We start from the raw sequence: 19,328 nt of genomic DNA, 5'->3' as shown, positions 1-19,328 counted from the left end.
GGTTTGACGCCACGCCCTTGCAACAGGGGGAAAAGCGGCTAAGTTTGTAGTGGGATGGTGAGCTGGCACGGCATTTGCGGAAGACTCCGTGTACTCACCCCATCTGTACCAGGACGTTTGATTTTAATTAAAGCAATTCCATTCTAATTAACCCGATAGAGGACGACATGAATCTCGCAGACATCAGCAAACTGGGCGTAGCCAATCCCTTCAAACAACGCTATGACAATTACATCGGCGGTCAGTTCGTTGCACCAGTAAAAGGTGAATACTTTCCTAACATCACGCCCATCACGGGCTTGCCGTTTTGCGAAATCGCCCGTTCCACGGCGGAAGACGTCGAGCTGGCGCTGGACGCCGCGCATGCCGCCAAGGATGCCTGGGGCAAGACTTCACCCGCCGAGCGCGCCAATATCCTGAATCGCATCGCCGACCGCATCGAACAGAACCTGAGCCTGATCGCCACGGCGGAAACCATCGACAACGGCAAGCCGATCCGTGAAACGATGAATGCCGACATTCCGCTGGCCATCGACCATTTCCGTTACTTCGCCGGCTGCATCCGCGCGCAGGAAGGTTCCGTCGCGCAAATCGATGCGGAAACCTATGCCTATCACTACCATGAGCCGCTGGGCGTCGTGGGCCAGATCATCCCGTGGAATTTCCCAATTCTGATGGCCGTGTGGAAACTGGCGCCAGCCCTGGCCGCCGGCAATTGCGTGGTGCTCAAACCGGCCGAGCAAACCCCGGCGTCCATCATGGTGTTGATCGAACTGATCGGCGACTTGCTGCCACCGGGCGTGCTGAACATCATCAACGGTTTCGGCCTGGAAGCGGGCAAGCCGCTGGCGTCGAGCAAGCGCATCGCCAAGATCGCCTTCACGGGTGAAACGGGCACGGGCCGCTTGATCATGGGTTATGCGGCGCAAAACCTGATTCCCGTCACCCTGGAGCTGGGCGGCAAGTCGCCGAACATCTTCTTTGAAGATGTGATGGATGCCGATGATGATTATTTCGACAAGTGCCTGGAAGGCTTCACCATGTTTGCGCTGAATCAAGGCGAGGTGTGCACTTGCCCATCGCGCGTGCTGATCCAGGAATCGATTTACGAGAAATTCATCGAACGGGCCTTGAAGCGCGTGGCCGCCATCAAGCAGGGCAACCCGCTCGACTCGTCCACCATGATCGGCGCCCAGGCGTCGCAGGAGCAGCTGGAAAAAATCCTGTCCTACCTCGACATCGGCCGCCAGGAAGGCGCCGAAGTGCTGGCCGGCGGTGAGCGCCATACGCAGGCAGGCGACCTGGAGGGCGGCTACTACGTGCGTCCGACGGTGTTCAAGGGCAATAACAAGATGCGCATCTTCCAGGAAGAGATTTTCGGGCCTGTCGTCTCCGTCACCACCTTCAAGGATGAGGCCGAAGCGCTGGCGATTGCCAACGATACCTTGTACGGCCTGGGTGCAGGCTTGTGGACGCGTGACGGTTCGCGCGCCTTCCGCATGGGACGCGCCATCCAGGCGGGCCGCGTGTGGACCAATTGCTACCACCTGTATCCAGCCCACGCCGCATTCGGTGGCTACAAGCAATCGGGTATCGGCCGCGAAAACCACAAGATGATGCTCGACCACTACCAGCAAACGAAGAACTTGCTGGTGAGCTATAGCCCGAAAGCCCTGGGCTTCTTCTAAACCGGCAACAGGCGCCGCGCCCTTAGCCGGGGGCGGCGCGCAGAAAGGGATGCCATGAGTGCAGCAATTGCCCGGGTGGTCGCCACCGATGCGGCGCTGGAAATGATGGACAAGTTGCGCCAGCGTCACGGCCCGCTGATGTTTTTCCAGTCGGGCGGCTGCTGCGACGGCAGCGCGCCCATGTGCTATGCGCTGGGCGAGTTCGATGTCAGCGATACCGATATCTATCTCGGCAACTTGAATGGCACACCGTTTTACATGGGACTCGAGCAATTCGAGTACTGGGAGCATACCCAGTTGATTATCGATGTGGTCGATGGCAATGGCGGCATGTTTTCACTCGACAACGGCACGGGCAAGCGCTTCCTGACGCGCTCGCGCCTGTTCACCGATGAAGAGTGCGCGCTGTTGCATGCCCAGCCGCATGAGCACCGCAAGACCTGATACACACATACTAATAAAACAGAGGGAGATGATTGTGCAGAAAAAAATCATGGGGATCGTCGTCGGTTTGGGGTTGGCATCCTTGGCCTCGTTGGCCCAGGCGGCCGACGTGGGCAATGTCACCAATGCCATGCTCGACAACACGGCGAAGAATCCAGCCAGCGTGCTGTCGTTTGGCATGGGCACGCAGGGGCAGCGCTATTCGCCGTTGACGCAAATCAATGACAAGACCGTGGCCAAGCTGGTGCCGGCCTGGTCGTTCTCGTTTGGCGGCGAAAAACAGCGGGGCCAGGAATCGCAGCCGCTGATTCATAACGGCAAGATGTTCGTCACGGCATCGTACTCGCGCATCTTTGCCGTCGACTTGAAAACGGGCGCCAAGCTGTGGAAGTATGAGCATCGCTTGCCGGACGGCATCATGCCGTGCTGCGACGTGGTCAACCGCGGTGCCGCCCTGTATGGCAACCTGGTGATTTTTGGCACGCTCGACGCCTACTTGGTGGCGCTGGACCAGAACACGGGCAAGATCGTCTGGAAGGAAAAGGTCGACGATTATGCGGCCGGCTACTCGATGACGGCCGCGCCGCTGATCGCCGAAGGCTTGCTGCTGACGGGTGTGTCGGGCGGCGAATTCGGCATCGTCGGCCGGGTCGAAGCGCGCAACCCGATGACGGGCGACCTCGTGTGGAGCCGTCCGACGGTAGAGGGCCATATGGGCCACCGCTACGACAAGGATGGCAAGGCCATCGACAACGGCATCTCGGGAACGGTGAACAAAACCTGGCCGGGCGACCTGTGGAAAACGGGCGGCGCCTCGACCTGGATGGGCGGCACCTACGATCCGCAAACCAAGCTGGCCTATTTCGGCACCGGCAACCCGGCGCCATGGAACAGCCATTTGCGTCCCGGCGACAACCTGTATTCCTCGTCCACCGTGGCGCTGGACGTCAAGACGGGCCAGATCAAATGGGCGTATCAAAACACGCCCAACGATGCCTGGGATTTCGATGGCGCCAACGAGTTCGTCACCTTCGACATGGATGGCAAGCGCTACGGCGGCAAGGCCGACCGCAACGGTTTCTTCTATGTCATCGATGCCACCAACGGCAAGCTGCAGAACGCCTTTCCGTTTGTGAAGAAAATCACCTGGGCCAGCAGCATCGACCTGAAAACGGGACGGCCGAACTACATCGCCGCCGGCCGCCCAGGCGACCCGACCAAGGGAGAGGAGGGCAAGAAAGGCACGACCGTGTTTGCCGCGCCCGCTTTCCTCGGTGCAAAAAACCAGATGCCGATGGCCTACTCGCCGCAAACCAAGCTGTTCTACGTTCCCGCCAACGAATGGGGCATGGACATCTGGAACGAGCCGATCAGCTACAAGAAGGGTGGCGCTTTCCTCGGTGCCGGTTTTACCATCAAACCCTTGTTTGACGACTACATCGGCGCCATGCGCGCCATTGATCCGAAGACGGGCAAGATCGTCTGGGAAATCAAGAACAACGCGCCGCTGTGGGGCGGCGTGATGAGCACGGCCGGCAATCTGGTGTTCTATGGCACGCCGGAAGGCTACCTGAAAGCCGTCGACGCGAAGACGGGCAAGGAACTGTGGAAATTCCAGACGGGTTCCGGCGTCGTGGCGCCGCCCGTCACCTGGCAGGATGGCGATACGCAATATGTGGCCGTCGTATCTGGCTGGGGTGGCGCGGTACCGCTGTGGGGTGGCGAAGTGGCCAAGAAGGTCAACTTCCTGGAGCAGGGCGGTTCCGTGTGGGTCTTCAAACTGGCATCGAAGTAACGGGGTGAAACGCCCGGGCCATTCGGACGGGTGTCTCCCTGTCCGCCGGGCGCTTTCTTTTTGCTGACGGCCCAGGCCGTCAGTTTTTTGTTTACCAGTCTCTCCACTATGCATACTTGCGGTCAAAAAATGAACACTATCTGTGGCAATTGATCCGCTGCTGCACACGTTAACGACGCTTTTTCTCTTTCTCCCTCTGAGCAGTGCTGGGCACGCTTATTGCCAAAGCTTGAGGTACATCAATCACTGGTGTGCACACTAAAAACAGAGAAGAAAGAGGAGACGCAATGAACACATTGAGCAAGCTGGGGAGCCTGGGTGTCATGACAATCGCAGCGATGGGGCAGGCACAAGCCGTCGATATCAAGGCGGGAGACTGGACCGTGTCGGTGGGCGGCATCGTCAACGCCTATTACACGCAAGTGTCGTGTTCGGGCGATGCGGTGGGCGGGCTGGCGCTGGGTGGCCAGGCGCTCGGTTGCGGCGGCGAGAAGGACCGCACCACGATCGGCAATGGCTTGCTGCCGAATGGCTTGATTACCTCGGCAAGCTCGCGGTTGGGCGAGTACGACGTGAAAGCCTTGATCGGCATCTATAACTCGACGGCCACCGACAGCGCCATCAGCCAGAACAGCGTGGTCGATGTGCGCCAGGCCTTCTTCACGTTCGGCAATGCGGAAATGGGCACCTTCAAGCTGGGCCGCGACTACGGCATCTTCGGCGCGAATGCGATCCTGTCCGACATGACCTTGTTGGGTTCGGGTGCACCCGTGCAAGCGACGCAGCGGGGCCGGGTGACCCTGGGCCATATCGGCGCCGGCTACACCTATCTGGGAAACTATGGCCAGATCATGTACAGCTCGCCGAAGTCCGGCGGCTTTGGCGTCGATGTGGCGCTGGTCAGCCCCGTCTCCGATACGCCCATCGTGGCAGGCTCGACCTATTCCTCGAAGTCGAGTCCGCAAGTGCAGGCACAAGTGACGTATGCGCAGGAAGGCTTGAAAGCCTGGCTGGGCGTGAAGTCGCAAAAATTCACCTCGAAAACGCCAGGTGTCGATGACCTGACCATGCGCGGCGTGGAAGTGGGCGGCTCGTACCAGATGGGCCCGGCCGGCGTGCTGGTCAACTTCCAGGGCGGCAAAGGATTGGGGATACTCTCCGATGCGGACCAGGGCGATACCAAGTCGAAGAACTGGCTGCTGCAAGGCACGTATAAAACGACGGAGAAGCTGAAGCTGGGCTTGTCCTACGGCATCAGCAAGAACGACGACAACACGGCCGGCACGGGCGGCTTGAAGTCGAACGCCAACCTGACCCTGGGCGCGTACTACTCGCTCAACAGCGCGATCACCCTGGTGGGCGAACTGGGCCAGACGCGCTCGAAAGGCTTTACGGGCGGCGAAGCGAAGATGAATGGCGTGTCGCTGGGCGGCATTATTTTCTTCTAATTAATGAACGCGGCGCCTTGCGACAGGGCGCCGCACGGAGCACAGTGCATGCGGATAATGCGGTTGTTCATCGGATGCTGGCTATTTTTGTTCATTCTGGGACAGGCGTGGGCGGGTGTACTCACCAAGGCCGAGCTGGCACGGCGTTTTCCTGCTCCCATCGTCGTCGGCGACAAGGAGGCCGATTTGCCCGTCTGGCCCTTGTTCCGGCAAAACGCCACGGCCACCGAACTGGTCGGCTATGCGTTTGAATCGGTGGACCTGGCCCCGATTCCCGGCTTTTCCGGCGTACCCGTCAATCTGCTGATCGCCATCGATCCGAAAGGCAGTTTTCTCGACGTATCCGTGCTGTCGCACCACGAACCCGTGTTTCTCGACGGCCTAGGTGAAGCGCCGTTGTTCCAGTTCGTCAAACAGTACCAGGGCTTGTCGCTGAAACAGAATATCGCCATCGATGCCAAGACGAAACGCGCACCGGATGCGACGCACGCCGATATCGACGGCGTGTCGAAGGCCACGGCCTCCGTGCGCATCATCAACCAGAGCGTGCTGGCGTCAGCCTTGAAAGTATCGCGCAAAAAACTCGGCTTCGCGCAAGGGCGCGACCCCGACCAGATCGCCCGCATCCGCATGGACGTGTTTGAGAAACTCGGCGTGGCGCAGATGCTCGAACAGGGCTTGATTCAGCATGTACGCCTGAGCAACAAGGACGTGGAAACCCTGTTTGCCGGCAGTCCCGGCGCCGGACTCGATGTGGAAGCCGCGCGCGCGCCGGACGGCGTGTTCATCGACCTGTACCTGGCGTATGTCTCCGTGCCCACGGTGGGACGCAATCTATTGACGGAGCGCAGCTGGAACAAGCTGCGCAACCGGCTCGACGAGGGCGACCACGCCATCCTCGTCATGTCGCGCGGGCGCTACAGCGTGCTGGGCGACGATTTCGTGCGCGGCACCGTGCCGGACAGGCTGTTGCTGAAGCAGGATGGCTTGCCCATCGACATGCGCGACCTGGACCTGGAATTGCGCTTGTCGGAGGGGGCAGCGTTGCCGACAGAAAATATCGCCGTGTTTCGCATCATCAGCCAGGCGGGGCTCGATGCGGCCAGCCCGCTGGCATTTTCTCTCCCCATCACGCGCAACAAGGGCATCGTGTATCCGGAACGCATCGCTCGCAACGTGGATTTCAGCTACCGCCTGCCTGCTGATTTTTATAGCGCACCGCAAGGCGACGATGCCACATGGCGCGGCACGTGGAAGAACCGCAAGGCTGAGTTGCTGCTCTTGCTGGCCGGGATGGCGCTGCTGGCCGGCGCATTGACTTGGCAGAAACGCCTGGTGCGCGATGGCCGGCAATTTACCTGGTTCCGCAACCTGTTCCTGGTGTTTACCATCGCTTTCATCGGCTACTACGCGCAGGGGCAGTTATCGATTGTCAATATCACGGGTGTCATCCAGGCCCTGCTGGCGGGGCGCAGCCTGGGCTTTTTCCTGTTCGATCCGATGACGGTGATCCTGTGGGCTTTCGTGCTGCTCAGTCTGTTTATCTGGGGGCGCGGCACGTTTTGCGGCTGGCTGTGTCCGTTTGGCGCGCTGCAGGAATTCACGGGCAAGCTGGGCCAGTGGCTGCGCTTGCCGCAGTGGAAGATCAAGCCGCGCCTCGACGGGCGCTTGAAATGGATCAAGTATGGCTTGCTGGCGGCCATTCTTGGCAGCAGCATGTTTTCCAGCCAGATCACGGACAAGCTGGTGGAGCTGGAGCCGTTCAAGACGGCCATTACCCTGAACTTCGTGCGCGCCTGGCCCTTCGTCGCCTATGCCGTGGGCTTGCTGCTGCTTAGCAGTGTTTCCTACAAATTCTTTTGCCGCTATCTATGCCCGTTTGGCGCGGCGCTGGCGCTGCTGGGGCGCTTTCGCTTGTTCAACTGGATTCCCCGCCGCAAGCAATGCGGCACGCCTTGCCAGACTTGCCGCCACCGTTGCGAGTATCACGCCATCGCGCCCAGCGGGAAGGTCGATTACGGTGAGTGTTTCCAGTGCATGGATTGCGTGGTGATTTACGCCAGCGATGAAAAATGCGCACCCTTGATGCTGGAAATCAAGCGTGCCCGTACCATTCCCATCGTCCGGGCCACGGCAGAGGAGAGCAGCAATGCAGCGTAGAACCTTTATTTCCGCAGCGATCGGCAGCGTGGCCGGCATGGCGGGCTTGTCCTTGCCTGGCAGCATGGCGCGCGGCACGGCCACGGCGTCCGGCGTGCGGCCTTATCAAGGCGCCGCGTTGGCGTTTGGCACGACGATCACCGTCACCGTGTTGCACCACGATCAGCACCAGGCCGAACTGGCGATTGAAGACGCCTTGCATGCGGCCAGGAATATCGACCGCCTGATGAGTATTTACAGCCCGGCCAGCCAAGTCTTCCAGCTGAATCGTGACGGCCGTCTGGCCCGGCCGGACGCGCATCTGCTGGCCGTGCTGGCGCAGGCGCAAGCCTTGTCGCAATGGAGTGATGGGGCGTTTGATGTCACCGTGCAACCTTTATGGCAGCTGTTTCGCGCGGCGGCAGAGCAGGCAAGCTTGCCGACGGACACATTGCGTCGCGCCGCGCAGGCGCGGGTAGGCTGGCGGCAACTGGCGTGGGATAGCCGCGAAGTGCGTTTTCTTCAGCCCGGCATGGCGCTGACCTTGAATGGCCTGGCGCAAGGCTACGCGGCGGACATGGCGCTGGCGGCCGTGCAGGCGCGCGGCATACGGCACGCGCTGCTCGACACGGGTGAGTTCATTGCGCGCGGACAGCGCTCCCTGCGCCGTCCGTGGACCTTGGGCATCCAGGACCCGCGCGACGCAGAAATCCTGGCGGCCACCTTGCAAGTGGAGGGGCGCAGCGTGGCCACGTCAGGCGATTACGAATGCACGTTTACGCCCGACTTCGTGCATCACCATATCTTCGACCCAGCGAACGGTGATTCGCCGGGCGAACTGGCCAGCGTGACCGTGCTGGCGCCCACGGGCTTGCTGGCTGATGGCTTGTCGACGACCTTTATGGTGACGGGGGCCGCGCGTGCGCATGCGATGGCCGCACACATGCCGGGCGTCGACCTGATGACCATCGACAAGTCGGGGCGGCGCGAGATGTCGCCCGGCTTTGCCCGTTTACTCTAGGTCATTTCAGATGCGGCACCTTGCGATAGATCGTATTGCGCGACACGCCCAGGGCCCGCGCCGTGGCCGAGACGTTGCCGCCGTGGGCATCGAGCGACTTGAGAATCGCGCTTTGTTCCATTTCTTCCAGGTTGGCGCCGGCGGCGATCATGCGGTCGGTGCTGGCGCTGGCGGCATGGGCTTGCGTCATCTCAATATCGTCGAGGAAATCATCAGGCATGTGGCGCAGACAGATTTCATGCTCGTCGCCTGCCATGACGATGGCCGTGCGCAACAGGTTCGTCAGCTGGCGGAAATTACCTGGCCATTTATGCTGGTGGAACATGCGCAGGATGTCCGGCGCCACCGTGTAGCGCGTATCGGGCGCTTCCGTCGCGAGGATTTTCTTGACGACCGTGTCCAGGTCGGTGCGCTCGCGCAGCGGCGGCAGTTTGACCACCAGGCCATTCAGGCGGTAATACAGGTCTTCGCGGAACAGTCCCTTGGCCATGCGTTCGCGCAAGTTGTGATTCGTGGCGCAAATAAGTTCCACATTGACGGTGATCGATTTGCTGCTGCCCAGCGGCGTGACCATGCGTTCCTGCAGCACGCGCAACAGCCGCGCCTGCAAGCCAAAGGGCATGTCGCCGATTTCATCGAGGAACAGGGTGCCGCCATTGGCTTGCAGGATCTTGCCTATCGCCCCCTTCTTGCGCGCGCCCGTAAATGCCCCATCTTCATAGCCGAACAGTTCAGACTCGATCAGGGTTTCCGGGATCGACGCGCAATTGACGGCGATAAACGGTCCCATGGCCCGCGGCGAGTCGTTATGGATGGCTTGCGCCAGCAATTCCTTGCCGGTACCCGTTTCGCCCATGACGAGGATGGGGATATCGCGTCCCAGCACCTTGTTGACCTTTTCGATCACCAGTTCCAGTTGCGGATCGCCCGTGCGCAAGTAACGCAGGCCGGACAGGCGGCGCGCCGCGTTGGCCGCATGGCTGGCCGGTGCGGGAACCTGGGCCGGCACGGCGTTGATATCGCTATGGTCGGTGCTGGCAGTGAAACCGTGCTGGAAAACGCTATTGGACAAGCGCAACTGCGCGCGCCCATACACGCGCACGCCGCTGTGCATGCACAGGTTCAGCAAACCGGGTGAGGCCGTGCGGTAATGTTCGTACAGGGCAGACACGGGCAAGCCGAACAGGGAGCTGAAGGTATGGGATTGCAGCGCGGCGAATGACAGGCCCAGCTGGAACAAACCGTTTTTATTGGCGGATAAAAACCGCCCGCCCGGCGTGAATGAGGCGATGCCTTCCATCAAGGTGCCGATGAATTCGGGGCGCGCGTGGAAGTGCACGGTAATGGCATCTTCGAAGGTGGCGGAAAACAGCTGATTCTCGATCATCAGCGCCGACATGCGCACCAGGGCCATCGTATGCTTGTGAAAGCTGCGCTGGTCGCTGGACACGTCCAGCACGCCGATGACATTGCCCCGGTGATCGGTGATCGGTGCCGCGGAGCACGTCAGGAAGTGATTGGCGGCCAGGTAATGCTGGTCCGCATGGACCAACGTCGGTACTTTTTCCGTGATGGCCGTGCCGATGGCATTCGTGCCGCGGCTTTGTTCCGACCATGCCACGCCCGGCTGCAGGGCCACGCGGTTGGCTTTCTCCAGGAAATCATCGTCGCCCAGCGAATGCACGATGACGCCGTTGGCATCCGTCAAGATCACCATATTGTGCGTGTTGACGATTTGCTGGTACAGGGTTTCCATGGCGGGCAGCGCGTGCGTGTGCAGCATGCGGTTCTGCTCGATCAGCAGTGACAGGTCGGATTTGCCGGCCGGCGTAAAGTCGGGCGTGGCCGTGGGCGACAGGCCAAAGGCGACTGAGCGCTGATGGGACGTTTCGATGATGACGGGGACATTGTCCTGTCCTGCCGGCAAAATGTTCGCGTCCGCGATGGACGAAAACGGTGCGCTACGGTAAGTAGCTGACGGTTGATACATGATCTCGTTGCCTCCGTTGGGCCCTGTACTGCGGCGCTCTTTTGAATATCGAGAGTGTTCCATAATGTAGCACCTGTCACAGATGGGAGCAAAGCAAAGCGAACCGGGCTGTCCCCAGTGTTGCTGCCAGGCCCAGAGTTGCTGCCATCAGTGTGTAGTGCATATGTCTGTATAAGCAAGTGCGGTGCCAGGGCTGTTTCTCGGAGCTGAAAAATAGCCCTTGCCGGGTGCGCGGGGCAGGACTATAATTCGCCCCCTCGCTGAACGATGCATGCAAATGCCGAGTGAAGCGGGAAAAAAAGAAGGTTGACGAAATAGCCGAAACGCTTCATACTCTTCCTTCTTCGCAGCTGACAAACACAACGCTTTGTCGATAGCGCGAAAGCAGTACCGAATACCGTTCTTTAACAATTAACAGTCGATAAGTGTGGGCATTTGATGTAAGTGCAGCGCCAATCTTTGGATTGGCGTCTAACTTAAAATATCAAATGTTCACAAGAAATAATGAAATAGGATACTTCTTCGGAAGTAGCCTGTCAGTTTTTTGAGTGAGCAAATCTTTTGCAATGCAAAAGATTTGGATGGTAGTGATACTGTCCGACCTGTCAGAAATGACATTAAACAGAGATTAAACTGAAGAGTTTGATCCTGGCTCAGATTGAACGCTGGCGGCATGCCTTACACATGCAAGTCGAACGGCAGCACGGAGCTTGCTCTGGTGGCGAGTGGCGAACGGGTGAGTAATATATCGGAACGTACCCTAGAGTGGGGGATAACGTAGCGAAAGTTACGCTAATACCGCATACGATCTAAGGATGAAAGTGGGGGATCGCAAGACCTCATGCTCGTGGAGCGGCCGATATCTGATTAGCTAGTTGGTAGGGTAAAAGCCTACCAAGGCATCGATCAGTAGCTGGTCTGAGAGGACGACCAGCCACACTGGAACTGAGACACGGTCCAGACTCCTACGGGAGGCAGCAGTGGGGAATTTTGGACAATGGGCGAAAGCCTGATCCAGCAATGCCGCGTGAGTGAAGAAGGCCTTCGGGTTGTAAAGCTCTTTTGTCAGGGAAGAAACGGTGAGAGCTAATATCTCTTGCTAATGACGGTACCTGAAGAATAAGCACCGGCTAACTACGTGCCAGCAGCCGCGGTAATACGTAGGGTGCAAGCGTTAATCGGAATTACTGGGCGTAAAGCGTGCGCAGGCGGTTTTGTAAGTCTGATGTGAAATCCCCGGGCTCAACCTGGGAATTGCATTGGAGACTGCAAGGCTAGAATCTGGCAGAGGGGGGTAGAATTCCACGTGTAGCAGTGAAATGCGTAGATATGTGGAGGAACACCGATGGCGAAGGCAGCCCCCTGGGTCAAGATTGACGCTCATGCACGAAAGCGTGGGGAGCAAACAGGATTAGATACCCTGGTAGTCCACGCCCTAAACGATGTCTACTAGTTGTCGGGTCTTAATTGACTTGGTAACGCAGCTAACGCGTGAAGTAGACCGCCTGGGGAGTACGGTCGCAAGATTAAAACTCAAAGGAATTGACGGGGACCCGCACAAGCGGTGGATGATGTGGATTAATTCGATGCAACGCGAAAAACCTTACCTACCCTTGACATGGCTGGAATCCTTGAGAGATCAGGGAGTGCTCGAAAGAGAACCAGTACACAGGTGCTGCATGGCTGTCGTCAGCTCGTGTCGTGAGATGTTGGGTTAAGTCCCGCAACGAGCGCAACCCTTGTCATTAGTTGCTACGAAAGGGCACTCTAATGAGACTGCCGGTGACAAACCGGAGGAAGGTGGGGATGACGTCAAGTCCTCATGGCCCTTATGGGTAGGGCTTCACACGTCATACAATGGTACATACAGAGCGCCGCCAACCCGCGAGGGGGAGCTAATCGCAGAAAGTGTATCGTAGTCCGGATTGTAGTCTGCAACTCGACTGCATGAAGTTGGAATCGCTAGTAATCGCGGATCAGCATGTCGCGGTGAATACGTTCCCGGGTCTTGTACACACCGCCCGTCACACCATGGGAGCGGGTTTTACCAGAAGTAGGTAGCTTAACCGTAAGGAGGGCGCTTACCACGGTAGGATTCGTGACTGGGGTGAAGTCGTAACAAGGTAGCCGTATCGGAAGGTGCGGCTGGATCACCTCCTTTCTAGAGTTTGCACGAATCAGGTAACTGGTTCACGCATCAAATGTTCACACTTATCGGCTGTTAATATAAAGAACAGCATTTGGGGCTGTAGCTCAGCTGGTTAGAGCACCGTGTTGATAACGCGGGGGTCGTTGGTTCGAGTCCAACCAGCCCTACCAGTTTCTGTAGTCTGGAAATACCCTAGGGGGATTAGCTCAGCTGGGAGAGCACCTGCTTTGCAAGCAGGGGGTCGTCGGTTCGATCCCGTCATCCTCCACCAAAAGTTCAAACGTAAATCAGTGCAGAGTGCACCAGGATTTAGGTTTGGTCTTTTCGAGATCAAGTGCTGTATGTTCTTTAACAATCTGGAAGAAGTAAAGATTATTTATTGATTGGTTTGCCGTAAAACGCAAATCGATGGGTAATGATTGTATGTATCAACAAACAAGCAACAACGTTGTACTTTCTTATTCCTGTAACGCTCTTTCCTCATGCAAATGATGAGAGGCTAACGTTATAGGGACAAGCGAATAAGTGCACATGGTGGATGCCTTGGCGATTACAGGCGATGAAGGACGTAGTAGCTTGCGATAAGCTGCGGGGAGTGAGCAAACACACTTTGATCCGCAGATTTCCGAATGGGGCAACCCACCCTTTTAGGGTATTGCATACTGAATACATAGGTATGCAAGGCGAACGCGGCGAACTGAAACATCTAAGTAGCTGCAGGAAAAGAAATCAACCGAGATTCCCAAAGTAGCGGCGAGCGAAATGGGAAGAGCCTGCATGTTTTAGCATGACGCATAACAGAATCCTCTGGAAATAGGAGCCACAGACGGTGATAGCCCGGTACGTGAAATGCGATGTGTGGAACTAAGCATGCGACAAGTAGGGCGGGACACGTGACATCCTGTCTGAATATGGGGGGACCATCCTCCAAGGCTAAATACTCGTAATCGACCGATAGTGAACCAGTACCGTGAGGGAAAGGCGAAAAGAACCCCGGAAGGGGAGTGAAATAGATCCTGAAACCGTGTGCATACAAACAGTAGGAGCGGACTTGTTCCGTGACTGCGTACCTTTTGTATAATGGGTCAGCGACTTACATTCAGTGGCAAGGTTAACCATATAGGGAAGCCGTAGAGAAATCGAGTCCGAATAGGGCGATCAGTCGCTGGGTGTAGACCCGAAACCAAGTGATCTACTCATGGCCAGGATGAAGGTGCGGTAACACGCCCTGGAGGTCCGAACCCACTAATGTTGAAAAATTAGGGGATGAGCTGTGGGTAGGGGTGAAAGGCTAAACAAACTTGGAAATAGCTGGTTCTCTCCGAAAACTATTTAGGTAGTGCCTCAAGTATCACCATCGGGGGTAGAGCACTGTTATGGCTAGGGGGTCATTGCGACTTACCAAACCATTGCAAACTCCGAATACCGATGAGTGCGAGCTTGGGAGACAGACGTCGGGTGCTAACGTCCGGCGTCAAGAGGGAAACAACCCAGACCGCCAGCTAAGGTCCCAAAGATTGGCTAAGTGGAAAACGAAGTGGGAAGGCTAAAACAGTCAGGATGTTGGCTTAGAAGCAGCCATCATTTAAAGAAAGCGTAATAGCTCACTGATCGAGTCGTCCTGCGCGGAAGATGTAACGGGGCTAAGCCAGTCACCGAAGCTGCGGATATCCTTTATTGGATATGGTAGGAGAGCGTTCTGTAAGCCTGCGAAGGTGTCTTGTAAAGGATGCTGGAGGTATCAGAAGTGCGAATGCTGACATGAGTAGCGATAATGGGGGTGAAAAGCCTCCACGCCGTAAGCCCAAGGTTTCCTGTTCAACGTTCATCGGAGCAGGGTGAGTCGGCCCCTAAGGCGAGGCAGAGATGCGTAGCTGATGGGAAGCAGGTTAATATTCCTGCACCGTCGTATGATGCGATGGGGGGACGGATCGCGGAAGGTTGTCCAACTGTTGGAATAGTTGGTTTTTGGCTCATAGAAGGCACTTAGGCAAATCCGGGTGCGCAATTCAAGGGGTTGAGACGAGTGCACTTGTGCACGAAGCAATCGGAAGTGGTTCCAAGAAAAGCCTCTAAGCTTCAGTCATACGAGACCGTACCGCAAACCGACACAGGTGGGCGAGATGAGTATTCTAAGGCGCTTGAGAGAACTCGGGAGAAGGAACTCGGCAAATTGGTACCGTAACTTCGGGAAAAGGTACGCCCCGGTAGCTTGATTGGTTTACTCCATGAGGGTGAAAGGGTTGCAATAAACTGGTGGCTGCGACTGTTTAATAAAAACACAGCACTCTGCAAACACGAAAGTGGACGTATAGGGTGTGACGCCTGCCCGGTGCTGGAAGATTAAATGATGGGGTGCAAGCTCTTGATTGAAGTCCCAGTAAACGGCGGCCGTAACTATAACGGTCCTAAGGTAGCGAAATTCCTTGTCGGGTAAGTTCCGACCTGCACGAATGGCGTAACGATGGCCACACTGTCTCCTCCCGAGACTCAGCGAAGTTGAAATGTTTGTGATGATGCAATCTACCCGCGGCTAGACGGAAAGACCCCATGAACCTTTACTGTAGCTTTGCATTGGACTTTGAACCAATCTGTGTAGGATAGGTGGGAGGCTTTGAAGCGGGGACGCTAGTTCTCGTGGAGCCAACCTTGAAATACCACCCTGGTTTGTTTGAGGTTCTAACCTTGGTCCGTTATCCGGATCGGGGACAGTGCATGGTAGGCAGTTTGACTGGGGCGGTCTCCTCCTAAAGTGTAACGGAGGAGTTCGAAGGTACGCTAGATACGGTCGGACATCGTGTTGATAGTGCAATGGCATAAGCGTGCTTAACTGCGAGACTGACAAGTCGAGCAGGTACGAAAGTAGGACATAGTGATCCGGTGGTTCTGTATGGAAGGGCCATCGCTCAACGGATAAAAGGTACTCTGGGGATAACAGGCTGATTCCTCCCAAGAGTTCATATCGACGGGGGAGTTTGGCACCTCGATGTCGGCTCATCACATCCTGGGGCTGTAGCCGGTCCCAAGGGTATGGCTGTTCGCCATTTAAAGTGGTACGTGAGCTGGGTTTAAAACGTCGTGAGACAGTTTGGTCCCTATCTGCCGTGGGCGTTGGAAATTTGAAGGGGGCTGCTCCTAGTACGAGAGGACCGGAGTGGACGTATCTCTGGTGTACCGGTTGTCACGCCAGTGGCATTGCCGGGTAGCTAAATACGGAAGAGATAACCGCTGAAAGCATCTAAGCGGGAAACTTGCCTTGAGATGAGATTTCCCAGAGCCTTGAGCTCTTTGAAGGGTCGTTCGAGACCAGGACGTTGATAGGCTGGGTGTGGAAGTGCAGTAATGCATTAAGCTAACCAGTACTAATTGCCCGTACGGCTTGTCCCTATAACCTTAGCAGGTACAGAGGATAAGACGGTACAACCTTGTGCGTTTGTTGATACTACTATTCATTACCCAATCTTTGCTTCTTCCAGATTCAGGCTTTGTCGCTCCACTGAGGACAAATGCCAGTACAAGTTATGCCTGATGACCATAGCAAGTTGGTCCCACCCCTTCCCATCCCGAACAGGACCGTGAAACAACTTTGCGCCGATGATAGTGCTGCAACCAGTGTGAAAGTAGGTTATCGTCAGGCTTGTTATTCGCAGTAGAGAAAAACCCCGCCAGCAATGGCGGGGTTTTTTTTCGTCTGGTGGTTTTATCGCTGTAAAGCGCCATTTTTAACCCCATCTTCAGACAAATTCGTATATAATTCGCTTCCTCAGATCAGATGGTTTGCTGCCCCGTTGGGAGCAGGCTGTTGAAAAAGTTATGCCTGATGACCATAGCAAGTTGGTCCCACCCCTTCCCATCCCGAACAGGACCGTGAAACAACTTTGCGCCGATGATAGTGCTGCAACCAGTGTGAAAGTAGGTTATCGTCAGGCTTGTTATATAAAAAAACCCCGCTAGGTGCGGGGTTTTTTTTCGTCTGCAACATTCATCGGATCAGATGCCCCAGGTGATGCTTTCACCTTCCGCCTTGGCCGAGCGCAGCATCTCCATCAGTGGATAGGCGCGCTGCGAAAAATGCACTTTTTGCGCGCGCGCATGGGTGCCCGTTTCGCCATCTTCCAGCGTTTCCGGCGTATGGGTATCGTGCTCGATGTCATTTTCCGGATGCAATTTGCTTTCCGCGACTTCTTTTTCCAGCAGGGCCAGGGCATCGCCTGCTTCCGTTGGCGTAATGACGCCGCGCGTGGGATTCTTGTGCAGGATGTCGAGGATACGCTGGGCATGTTCCTGGTACATCAGCACTTCAGGGGAGGATTTGGATTTGAATGAGATCAACATAGGGGCTTTCTGAGACTTGTTGTTAGTGTCGAAACAATATCACGACTTGAAATATCGCACAGTCCGTCCGATTGCGCGGATTGCACATTTGCGCGCCGGATATCGCCATCTGTTGGACAACACACGTATTTACAAGGGCGGCTGTTCCAGGCAGCTGCCTGTTTAAGCGATCGCTAAGTCTCAATCCAGCTTCACTGAGTCCATGAAGGTGTCGATGGTGTCACGCGACAGCTTGCGCTCTTCACCGAGAATGATGATCTGGAAGATGTGCTTGTCCTGGGCCACAAAACGGCCGAACAGCAGGACAGGCTTGCCTTGCTGCGTGCCGCTGGCCTCGATGCTGAGCGAACTGCGCTGATGTATTCCGGCAGCAGTGCTGCTGGCTGCCGATGCGGATTTTTCGCTGCGCACAGTGCCGTTGATATTTTTCAAGAGGGCAGTCTGCATGGCGGGCAGGGCCGCTTGCGCCTGTTCTGCGTTGTCGAGCACGGCGCTGCCGATGGCGAAGGTATTGCCATCAACCTCGCTCGCCGTCATGGTCAGGCTGACTTTCTTGCCATCGAGATCGATCTCGCGCGTCAGCACGGCCGGCTTGCCTGGAAACAGTGCCGTGAACTGAGCGTCGGGGCTGCGATAGTCGCGCCAGTCGAATTTCGGACTGCAGGCAGACAGGATGCTGGCGGCCGCGAGCGTAGCCAGCGAGAGGGCAAGTGATGGTTTTTTCATCAGCAGATGGTAGCAGTGCCGCCAGTCACGCGCAATCGCGCACATGTGGCGTTCATTGCACTCCTTACATTTCACGCAGTACGCGCCGGTACTGGATCGCTTCGGCGACATGCGGCTGCGTGATCGTGGGGCTGCCTGCCAGGTCGGCGATACTGCGCGCCACGCGCAGTACCCTGTGGTAGGTGCGTGCCGACCAGTGCAGGCGCGCCATGGCGCCATGCAACAACTGTTCGCCATGTGGCTCCAGGCGACAATGCTGTTCGATTTCCGTGCTGCTCAGGCGCTGGTTCGCTTTCCCCTGGCGTGCCAGCTGCAGGGCAAAGGCTGCCGCTACCCGCGTGGCGATGGATTGCGTGCTTTCGCCGGGGCCTGCGTGCCGCCCCAGCGCCGCCGGTGGCATGGCGGCAACTTCGATTTGCAGGTCGATACGGTCGAGCAGCGGGCCGGACAGGCGACTGTGATAGCGCAGCACGGCGTCGGGCGTACAGCGGCAACGGCCGGAAGCATGCCCCAGGTAGCCGCACGGGCAGGGATTCATGGCGGCGATCAACTGAAAGCGGGCAGGAAACTCGGCCTGGCGCGCCGCGCGCGAAATGCTGATGACGCCCGATTCCATGGGTTGGCGCAAGACATCGAGGACCCGGCGCTGGAATTCGGCGATTTCATCGAGAAACAACACACCGCAGTGTGCCAGCGAGATTTCTCCCGGGCGCGGCACGTTGCCGCCGCCCACCAGGGCCACGCCGGATGCCGTCTGGTGCGGGGCGCGATAAGGACGGCGTTTCCAGTGTTCCACCTTGAAGTGGCCGCCCAGCGAATGTACGGCGGCCGATTCCAGCGCCTCTGCATCGCTCATGGGCGGCAGCACGCCGGGAAACCGGCTGGCCAGCATGGTCTTGCCCGCACCCGGCGGCCCCACCATCAAGACGTTGTGGCCGCCTGCGGCCGCCACTTCCAGTGCGCGTCGCGCCTGCTGCTGCCCCTGCACATCGGCAAAGTCGGGATACGCAAAAACCTGCGCTGCCAGCACGGGCTGATGGCGCTGCAGGGCGGTCTGGCTGGCGGGCGCGGCAAAATGCGCGCAGACCTCGAGCAGGCTGTGGGCGGGATAGATGCAGGCATCGCTGACGAGAGCCGCCTCGTCCGCGTTCGCTTGCGGCAGGATGAAGGCGCGTGGTGTGCCCGATTGGCTGCGCTGCATGGCAAAAGTCATGGCCAGCGCACCGCGGATGGGGCGCAGCTGGCCCGACAGTGACAGTTCGCCCGCGAATTCATAGTGGTGTAATTGGTCGCCCGGCAACTGGCCGGAGGCGGCCAGGATGCCCAGCGCAATGGGCAAGTCGAAGCGGCCCGATTCCTTGGGCAAGTCCGCCGGCGCCAGATTGGCCGTAATGCGCCGCGCCGGCATGTCAAAGCCGCAGTTTTGCAGCGCGGCACGGACGCGGTCGCGCGATTCCTTCACTTCCGTATCCGGCAGGCCGACTATCGTAAACGAGGGCAAGCCATTGGCAAGGTGGACTTCGACACTTACCTCGGGTGCCTCCATGCCGGCCAGGGCGCGGCTTTTCAGGACGGCCAGACTCATCAGACTCC

10 protein-coding genes, 2 tRNA genes and 4 rRNA genes are annotated in these 19,328 nt (G+C 57.6%); 12 read left to right on the top strand and 4 right to left on the bottom strand.

Annotation, left to right across the window (positions count from 1 at the left end; genetic code table 11):
- Window positions 1-167 precede the first annotated feature (167 nt).
- The 6 genes from adh (at window position 168) to CLU93_RS08580 (ending at window position 8,535) form a co-directional block, all read left to right on the top strand.
- Window positions 168-1,688, top strand: coding sequence for an aldehyde dehydrogenase (gene adh / locus CLU93_RS08605; protein ID WP_099760759.1), 1,521 nt, complete (start codon window positions 168-170; stop codon window positions 1,686-1,688).
- Window positions 1,689-1,742: 54 nt separating this feature from the next.
- A complete protein-coding gene (locus CLU93_RS08600; RefSeq protein WP_034756816.1) occupies window positions 1,743-2,132 on the top strand; it encodes a DUF779 domain-containing protein in 390 nt (129 codons plus the stop codon).
- Between the two features lie 49 nt (window positions 2,133-2,181).
- Window positions 2,182-3,927 (top strand): methanol/ethanol family PQQ-dependent dehydrogenase, encoded by a 1,746-nt coding sequence (locus tag CLU93_RS08595; RefSeq protein WP_180287985.1) that lies wholly within the window; start codon window positions 2,182-2,184, stop codon window positions 3,925-3,927.
- A 287-nt stretch (window positions 3,928-4,214) separates the two neighbouring features.
- Window positions 4,215-5,375: a porin gene (locus CLU93_RS08590; RefSeq protein ID WP_243420117.1), complete on the top strand. Its 1,161-nt coding sequence runs from the start codon at window positions 4,215-4,217 to the stop codon at window positions 5,373-5,375.
- Window positions 5,376-5,462: 87 nt separating this feature from the next.
- Complete coding sequence (locus tag CLU93_RS08585) at window positions 5,463-7,535, top strand: 4Fe-4S binding protein (RefSeq protein ID WP_257224909.1); 2,073 nt, start codon at window positions 5,463-5,465, stop codon at window positions 7,533-7,535.
- Entirely contained in the window at window positions 7,525-8,535 is a 1,011-nt protein-coding gene (locus tag CLU93_RS08580) for an FAD:protein FMN transferase (protein ID WP_099760756.1), read from the top strand. Before CLU93_RS08585 ends, CLU93_RS08580 begins: the two co-directional genes overlap by 11 nt.
- A 1-nt stretch (window position 8,536) precedes the next feature.
- Here the strand turns inward: CLU93_RS08580 and CLU93_RS08575 are convergent, their stop codons facing one another.
- Window positions 8,537-10,525 carry a sigma-54-dependent Fis family transcriptional regulator gene (locus CLU93_RS08575; RefSeq protein WP_243136199.1) on the bottom strand — a complete coding sequence of 663 codons (1,989 nt, stop codon included), beginning with the start codon at window positions 10,523-10,525 and terminating at the stop codon, window positions 8,537-8,539.
- A gap of 630 nt (window positions 10,526-11,155) precedes the next feature.
- On the opposite strand from CLU93_RS08575, the gene CLU93_RS08570 reads away from it, so the two are divergent.
- The 6 genes from CLU93_RS08570 to rrf (CLU93_RS08545) all read left to right on the top strand — a co-directional run bounded on the left by CLU93_RS08570 (window position 11,156) and on the right by rrf (CLU93_RS08545) (window position 16,603).
- Window positions 11,156-12,686: ribosomal RNA gene (locus CLU93_RS08570) — 16S ribosomal RNA — on the top strand.
- An 81-nt stretch (window positions 12,687-12,767) separates the two neighbouring features.
- Window positions 12,768-12,844, top strand: a tRNA-Ile gene (locus CLU93_RS08565).
- 25 nt (window positions 12,845-12,869) lie between these two features.
- A tRNA-Ala gene (locus tag CLU93_RS08560) sits at window positions 12,870-12,945 on the top strand.
- Window positions 12,946-13,185: 240 nt separating this feature from the next.
- Window positions 13,186-16,061, top strand: a 23S ribosomal RNA gene (locus CLU93_RS08555).
- A gap of 137 nt (window positions 16,062-16,198) precedes the next feature.
- Window positions 16,199-16,311 (top strand): 5S ribosomal RNA (gene rrf / locus CLU93_RS08550).
- A 179-nt stretch (window positions 16,312-16,490) separates the two neighbouring features.
- Window positions 16,491-16,603, top strand: a 5S ribosomal RNA gene (rrf, locus tag CLU93_RS08545).
- Together the 16S, 23S and 5S rRNA genes with 2 tRNA genes alongside form the textbook arrangement of a ribosomal RNA operon.
- 61 nt (window positions 16,604-16,664) lie before the next feature.
- Here rrf (CLU93_RS08545) and CLU93_RS08540 read toward each other — a convergent pair.
- The 3 genes from CLU93_RS08540 to CLU93_RS08530 form a co-directional block, all read right to left on the bottom strand.
- Window positions 16,665-17,009: a DUF1840 domain-containing protein gene (locus CLU93_RS08540; protein ID WP_071079548.1), complete on the bottom strand. Its 345-nt coding sequence runs from the start codon at window positions 17,007-17,009 to the stop codon at window positions 16,665-16,667.
- Window positions 17,010-17,189: 180 nt separating this feature from the next.
- Window positions 17,190-17,735 (bottom strand): hypothetical protein, encoded by a 546-nt coding sequence (locus CLU93_RS08535; protein ID WP_099764302.1) that lies wholly within the window; start codon window positions 17,733-17,735, stop codon window positions 17,190-17,192.
- 64 nt (window positions 17,736-17,799) lie between these two features.
- A complete protein-coding gene (locus CLU93_RS08530) occupies window positions 17,800-19,320 on the bottom strand; it encodes a YifB family Mg chelatase-like AAA ATPase (protein ID WP_099760755.1) in 1,521 nt (506 codons plus the stop codon).
- Window positions 19,321-19,328: the final 8 nt, after the last annotated feature.

It is taken from the genome of Janthinobacterium sp. 35 (assembly GCF_002754575.1).
GTDB lineage: Bacteria > Pseudomonadota > Gammaproteobacteria > Burkholderiales > Burkholderiaceae_D > Janthinobacterium > Janthinobacterium tructae.
Note: the sequence above shows the minus strand (reverse complement) of the source record. Positions and strands in the feature narration are given on the sequence as shown.

Bases quoted from the DNA above. Each gene is read 5' to 3' on its own strand.
- adh (WP_099760759.1), top strand. From the start codon at position 168: ATGAATCTCGCAGACATCAGCAAACTGGGCGTAGCCAATCCCTTCAAA.
- CLU93_RS08600 (WP_034756816.1), top strand. From the start codon at position 1,743: ATGAGTGCAGCAATTGCCCGGGTGGTCGCCACCGATGCGGCGCTGGAA.
- CLU93_RS08595 (WP_180287985.1), top strand. From the start codon at position 2,182: ATGGGGATCGTCGTCGGTTTGGGGTTGGCATCCTTGGCCTCGTTGGCC.
- CLU93_RS08590 (WP_243420117.1), top strand. From the start codon at position 4,215: ATGAACACATTGAGCAAGCTGGGGAGCCTGGGTGTCATGACAATCGCA.
- CLU93_RS08580 (WP_099760756.1), top strand. From the start codon at position 7,525: ATGCAGCGTAGAACCTTTATTTCCGCAGCGATCGGCAGCGTGGCCGGC.
- CLU93_RS08575 (WP_243136199.1), bottom strand. From the start codon at position 10,525: ATGTATCAACCGTCAGCTACTTACCGTAGCGCACCGTTTTCGTCCATC.
- CLU93_RS08540 (WP_071079548.1), bottom strand. From the start codon at position 17,009: ATGTTGATCTCATTCAAATCCAAATCCTCCCCTGAAGTGCTGATGTAC.
- CLU93_RS08535 (WP_099764302.1), bottom strand. From the start codon at position 17,735: ATGAAAAAACCATCACTTGCCCTCTCGCTGGCTACGCTCGCGGCCGCC.
- CLU93_RS08530 (WP_099760755.1), bottom strand. From the start codon at position 19,320: ATGAGTCTGGCCGTCCTGAAAAGCCGCGCCCTGGCCGGCATGGAGGCA.